Annotated in this window: 1 protein-coding gene, 2 tRNA genes and 2 rRNA genes; all 5 read right to left on the bottom strand. The window is 59.0% G+C overall.

What is annotated here, in order from left to right; translation table 11 throughout:
- Positions 1 to 2,702 (bottom strand): 23S ribosomal RNA (locus VKA86_13865); the annotation flags it as partial.
- 91 nt (positions 2,703 to 2,793) lie between these two features.
- Positions 2,794 to 2,869, bottom strand: a tRNA-Ala gene (locus VKA86_13860).
- Positions 2,870 to 2,912: 43 nt separating this feature from the next.
- Positions 2,913 to 2,989, bottom strand: a tRNA-Ile gene (locus tag VKA86_13855).
- Between the two features lie 162 nt (positions 2,990 to 3,151).
- A 16S ribosomal RNA gene (locus tag VKA86_13850) occupies positions 3,152 to 4,703 on the bottom strand.
- A gap of 501 nt (positions 4,704 to 5,204) precedes the next feature.
- Entirely contained in the window at positions 5,205 to 6,431 is a 1,227-nt protein-coding gene (tyrS, locus tag VKA86_13845) for a tyrosine--tRNA ligase (protein HKK72296.1), read from the bottom strand.
- Positions 6,432 to 6,468: the final 37 nt, after the last annotated feature.

Genomic DNA, 6,468 nt, shown 5'->3' with positions numbered 1-6,468 from the left:
ATAGGGACCGAACTGTCTCACGACGTTCTGAACCCAGCTCGCGTACCGCTTTAATTGGCGAACAGCCAAACCCTTGGGACCTTCTCCAGCCCCAGGATGCGATGAGCCGACATCGAGGTGCCAAACCTCCCCGTCGATGTGGACTCTTGGGGGAGATCAGCCTGTTATCCCCGGCGTACCTTTTATCCGTTGAGCGACGGCCCTTCCATTCGGAACCGCCGGATCACTAGGTCCTGCTTTCGCACCTGCTCGACCTGTATGTCTCGCAGTCAAGCCACCTTATACCCTTACGCTCGTCGCGTGATTGCCATACACGCTGAGGTGACCTTTGAGCGCCTCCGTTACTCTTTAGGAGGCGACCGCCCCAGTCAAACTGCCTGCCACACACTGTCCCCGACCCGGATTCACGGAATCGGGTTAGAATCCCAGCAACCCAAGGGTGGTATTTCAAGGTCGGCTCCACGAACACTAGCGTGCCCGCTTCGAAGCCTCCCACCTATCCTACACATGAATTACCAGAACCCAATATGAAGCTGCAGTAAAGGTGCACGGGGTCTTTCCGTCCTGTCGCGGGTAAGCGGCATCTTCACCGCTACTACAATTTCGCCGAGTCCGTAGCAGAGACAGCGCCCAAGTCGTTACACCATTCGTGCAGGTCGGAACTTACCCGACAAGGAATTTCGCTACCTTAGGACCGTTATAGTTACGGCCGCCGTTTACTGGTGCTTCGATTCAGAGCTTCGCTTGCGCTAACCCCTCCTCTTAACATCCCAGCACCGGGCAGGTGTCACACCATATACGTCGCCTTACGGCTTAGCATAGTGCTGTGTTTTTGGTAAACAGTCGCTCGGGCCTCTTCACTGCGACCACGTTCACCTTGTCCCGCGTGGGGACTCAACTACTAGTGGCGCCCCTTCTCCCTAGGTTACGGGGCCATTTTGCCGAGTTCCTTTGCTACGGTTCTCTCGAGCACCTTAGGATACTCTCCTCGCCTACCTGTGTCGGTTTACGGTACGATCGCGCGTCACCTCGCTAGAGGTTTTTCTCGGCAGTGTGCTTGGATTCACTTTGCGGCCAAAGGCCTCGTCATCGCGTCTCGGATCTATCCCGGCGGATTTGCCAACCAGGACATCCTACACGCTTGAACCACCATCCATCAGGTGGATGAATCTACGCTCCTGCGTCACCCCATCACTCGAACGGTGACAACACGGTTCCGGAATCTTGACCGGATTCCCATCGCCTACGCCTTTCGGCCTCGGCTTAGGGGTCGACTTACCCTGAGCGGATTAGCCTTCCTCAGGAAACCTTAGGCTTACGGTGGACAGGTTTCCCACCTGTCTTATCGCTACTCATGCCGGCATGGTCTCTTCCGATCGGTCCAGGCCATCTCGTCGATGACCCTTCGTCCCTGACGGAATGCTCCCCTACCAATCCCAAAGGATTCCGTAGCTTCGGTACCAAGCTTAGTCCCGATCATTTTCGGCGCTGAGCCACTTAACTAGTGAGCTATTACGCTTTCTTTAAATGATGGCTGCTTCTAAGCCAACATCCTAGCTGTCTGGGCAGCTCAACATCCTTTACCACTTAGCCTGGATTTAGGGACCTTAGCTGACGGTCTGGGTTGTTTCCCTCTCGGCACCGGATCTTATCACCCGGTGCCTGACTCCCGTGCGACATTTACTGGCATTCGGAGTTTGATTGGGGTCGGTAAACCTTGTGGGGCCCCTAACCCATTCAGTGCTCTACCTCCAGCAAACCTACACGAGGCTAGCCCTAAAGCTATTTCGGGGAGAACCAGCTATTTCCGAGTTTGATTGGCCTTTCACCCCTAACCACAACTCATCCCAGAACTTTTCAACGTTCCCGGGTTCGGACTTCCACGCACTGTTACATGCGCTTCGACCTGGTCATGGCTAGATCACTCGGTTTCGGGTCTGCCGCCCCCAACTGAACGCCCTGTTCAGACTCGCTTTCGCTGCGGCTACGCGTCTCTGACGCTTAACCTTGCTGGGGACGAGCAACTCGCCGGCTCATTATGCAAAAGGCACGCTGTCAGCCGTGGGCAACCCCACGGCCTCCAACCGCTTGTAGGCACTTGGTTTCAGGTACTATTTCACTCCCCTCCCGGGGTACTTTTCACCTTTCCCTCACGGTACTGGTACACTATCGGTCGTCAGGACGTACTTAGCCTTGGGAGATGGTCCTCCCGGATTCCCACAGGATTTCTCGTGTCCCGCGGTACTTGGGAACGATGTCCAAGGAGACCAGCGCTTTTCGTCTACGCGACTGTCACGCTCTGTGGTGCCTCTTTCCAGAGGCCTCGACTAAACGCTGATTTGTTGACTCCTCGAGGGATCCGCAATTCCCTCTGACAACGCCCCACAACCCCGAACACACAACGGCTGCGGCCTTGACATGTGCTCGGTTTGGGCTGGCTCCCGTTCGCTCGCCGCTACTGAGGAGGTCGTCGTTACTTTCCTTTCCTGAGGGTACTTAGATGTTTCAGTTCCCCTCGTTGGCCTCTCCTGACCTATGTATTCAGTCAGGGATACTACAGGTTTACCTGCAGTGGGTTTCCCCATTCGGACATCTCCGGATCACAGCTTGTTTGCAGCTCCCCGAAGCTTATCGCAGCTTACCACGTCCTTCATCGCCGCCTGACGCCAAGGCATCCGCCAAGTGCCCTTAGTAGCTTGATTCAAGTCAAGCTCCAAAAGGTGCTTCATGCCTTACTCACCCGATATGCGATTGTCAAAGAGCGATGCTGGCGGTGCCAGACGAATTCCGTGCTGGTGGAGATAACCGGGATCGAACCGGTGACCTCCGGCTTGCAAAGCCGGCGCTCTCCCAACTGAGCTATATCCCCGAGACCAACGTGGTTCCACGGCGCGAGCCGGGAACCGAACCCATGGTGGGCCTAGGTAGATTTGAACTACCGACCTCACGCTTATCAGGCGTGCGCTCTGACCAACTGAGCTATAGGCCCGAATTGGATCGCGCGGCCGATAGCCCGGCCCCGTGACGATCGAATAGCGTGTAAGCCCATCCAGGAGACGCCTACCTGGATCCAGCGTCTCGTGTTTCGAGCCGAAGCTCGAGCCCTGATGTTTCATCGGAGCCAAGGCCGCTTGGATCCTGGTCTCCTTAGAAAGGAGGTGATCCAGCCGCACCTTCCGGTACGGCTACCTTGTTACGACTTAGTCCCCCTCACCAGCCACACCTTAGGCGCCTGCCTCCTTGCGGTTGGCCTGACGACTTCGGGTGCAACCAATTCGGTTGACTTGACGGGCGGTGTGTACAAGGCCCGGGAACGGATTCACCGCGGCATGCTGATCCGCGATTACTAGCGATTCCGACTTCACGCAGTCGAGTTGCAGACTGCGATCCGAACTGAGGCACACTTTTTGGGATTGGCTCCCCCTCGCGGGTTCGCTGCCCTCTGTATGTGCCATTGTAGCACGTGTGTAGCCCTGGACGTAAGGGCCATGATGACTTGACGTCGTCCCCACCTTCCTCCGGTTTGTCACCGGCAGTCTCCCTAGAGTTCCCACCATTACGTGCTGGCAACTAAGGACAAGGGTTGCGCTCGTTGCGGGACTTAACCCAACATTTCACGACACGAGCTGACGACAGCCATGCAGCACCTGTACAGGAGTCCGAAGAAGGGTGTATCTCTACACCTGTCCCCTGCATGTCAAGCCCAGGTAAGGTCCTTCGCGTTGCATCGAATTAAACCACATGCTCCACCGCTTGTGCGGGCCCCCGTCAATTCCTTTGAGTTTCACCCTTGCGAGCGTACTCCCCAGGTGGTCCACTTAATGCGTTAGCTCCGGCACCGAAGGGGTAGGACCTCCGACACCTAGTGGACATCGTTTACGGCTAGGACTACCGGGGTATCTAATCCCGTTCGATACCCTAGCTTTCGTGCCTCAGCGTCAGTACCGAGCCAGATGGCCGCCTTCGCCACCGGTGTTCTTCCTGATATCTGCACATTTCACCGTTACACCAGGAATTCCACCATCCTCTCTCGGACTCAAGCTACGCAGTTTCAAAGGCAATTCCACGGTTGAGCCGTGAGCTTTCACCTCTGACACACGTAGCCGCCTACGCACCCTTTACACCCAGTAAATCCGAACAACGTTTGCTCCCTCCGTATTACCGCGGCTGCTGGCACGGAGTTAGCCGGAGCTTCCTTTGGAGGTACCTTCAGACGCATCGGGTATTGGCCGATACGCTTTATCCCCTCCTGACAGAGGTTTACAACCCGTAGGGCCTTCATCCCTCACGCGGCGTCGCTCGGTCAGGCTTTCGCCCATTGCCGAAGCTTCTCGACTGCTGCCTCCCGTAGGAGTCTGGGCCGTATCTCAGTCCCAGTGTGGCCGGACACCCTCTCAGGCCGGCTACCCATCGTTGCCTTGGTAGGCCGTTACCCCACCAACAAGCTAATGGGAGGCGGGACCATCCAGATGCGAGAGCTTGAATCAGAGGCCCCCTTTACCGACGAGCCATGCGACTCCTCGGAGTATGCGGTATTAGCACCCCGTTAGAGATGTTATCCCCCACACCTGGGCAGGTTTCCCACCCGTTACTCACCCGTTCGCCACTGTACTCACTCCCCGAAGGGAGCTTTCTCGTTCGACTTGCATGCCTAATCCACGCCGCCAACGTTCGTTCTGAGCCAGGATCAAACTCTCCGTTGTCGAAAAACCAGAGCCGGGGCCGAAGCACCGACTCGCGTTCTCGAGTGGTGACACGTGACGTCGTGTCACCGTTTAACGTTGAGTTGTGAACTACCTCTCCGACGGACGAATCCGTCGGGGAGGACGATCACACGTCTCCTGGAATTGATCGGGTCTTACACGCTATTCGATTGTCAAAGAGCCGGGCCCGGTGCCACACCTCGACGAAACGACGAGGAGCTTTCACGTAGGCCGGTCCGCCATGGGCGGTGGACCCGCATTTGCGGGCGGACTGGACACGCTAATTCCGGAGACCCTCGCTGTCAACACCTAGTTGCGTTCGCTTCGAGGGCCGTCCGGCGTCGGCGATCGGAGACCGCCTCGGCGCGTGCAGCGAGGGCGGAATATATGCGCCGCCGTCGGGTCGGCAAGGGTTTCTTCACGAAAATCTCGACCTCTCCCCCGGAGCGGACGGGCCCAGATTTCAAGCCATTGAAAAGAAATCACTTACCTGCGCCGAGCTCATTCCCCGGCCAGGAATTCCACGTCGGCGAAACGGCGTTTTCCCACGCGAAGGCGGTAGCGACACCCGCCGGAGGCATCCAGAACGTGCCCGATCTCGGTGATCCGGTCGCCGTCGACCGCCACTCCGCCCTGCTGGACGAGGCGTCGGGCTTCCGCGCGGGACGGCGTCAGACCCAGATCCGCGATCAGCGCCAGCAGTCCGACGGGCTCGCCGCTGGCCGGCCGCTCGTGCCGTGGGACCTCGTCGGGCTCGGCCTTGTCCACGAACAGACGATCGAATGCAGCCTCGGCGACCTTCCCCGCCCCCTCGCCGTGGTACTGGTCCACGATGTCGCGGGCGAGGCGCCGCTTCAGATGGCTCGGGTTCACCGTTCCGGCATCGAGCTGCGCCTTCACACCGTCGAGCTCGTCGAGGTCCAGGCTGGACACCAGCTCGAACCACGAGGGCATGGCCGCGTCGGGGATCGACATCACCTTGCCGAACATCTCGTCCGGCGCCTCTTCGATCCCGATCGCGTTGCCCAGGCTCTTGCTCATCTTCTCGGTGCCGTCGGTGCCGACGAGCAGGGGCAGGGTGAGCACGCACTGGGGAGCCATTCCACGGGATTGCTGCAACTGTCGCCCCATCAACAAGTTGAATTTCTGATCCGTTCCGCCGACCTCGACGTCGTTGCCGAGCTGGACGGAATCGTAGGCCTGGAAGAGAGGGTACAGGAACTCCTGGATGCTGATCGGTGTTCCGCTGGCGTACCGTTTGGCGAAGTCGTCACGCTCGAGCATGCGCGCGACGGTCGACTCGCTGGCCAGACGCAGGACGTCGACCGCCGCCATTCCCGACGACCACTCGCTGTTGAAGACCACGCGGGTGCGCTCTTCCAGCAGCACCTTGAACACCTGTCTCCGGTACGACTCCGCGTTCTCCAGGACCTGCTCACGGCTCAGCATGGGCCGCGTGGCGCTCCGACCGCTCGGGTCGCCGATCATCGCCGTGAAGTCGCCGATCAGGAAGACGACCTCGTGGCCGAGGTCCTGGAACTGCCGCAACTTGCGGAGTTGCACAGCGTGTCCCAGGTGCAGGTCCGGGGCCGAGGCGTCGAAGCCCTCCTTCACCAGCAACGGCGTCGCCGTGCGGATCGAACGCCCCACCTTGGCCGCCATCTCCTCGCGCGGCAGGATCTCGACGGTGCCGCGCTCGATCACGCGCATCTGCTCCTCGACCCGCACCTCGAGTTCGGGATCGGGACGGACTTCGTCGGCCGGA

Source organism: Candidatus Krumholzibacteriia bacterium (assembly GCA_035268685.1).
Taxonomy (GTDB): Bacteria; Krumholzibacteriota; Krumholzibacteriia; order JAJRXK01; family JAJRXK01; genus JAJRXK01.
Note: the sequence above shows the minus strand (reverse complement) of the source record. Positions and strands in the feature narration are given on the sequence as shown.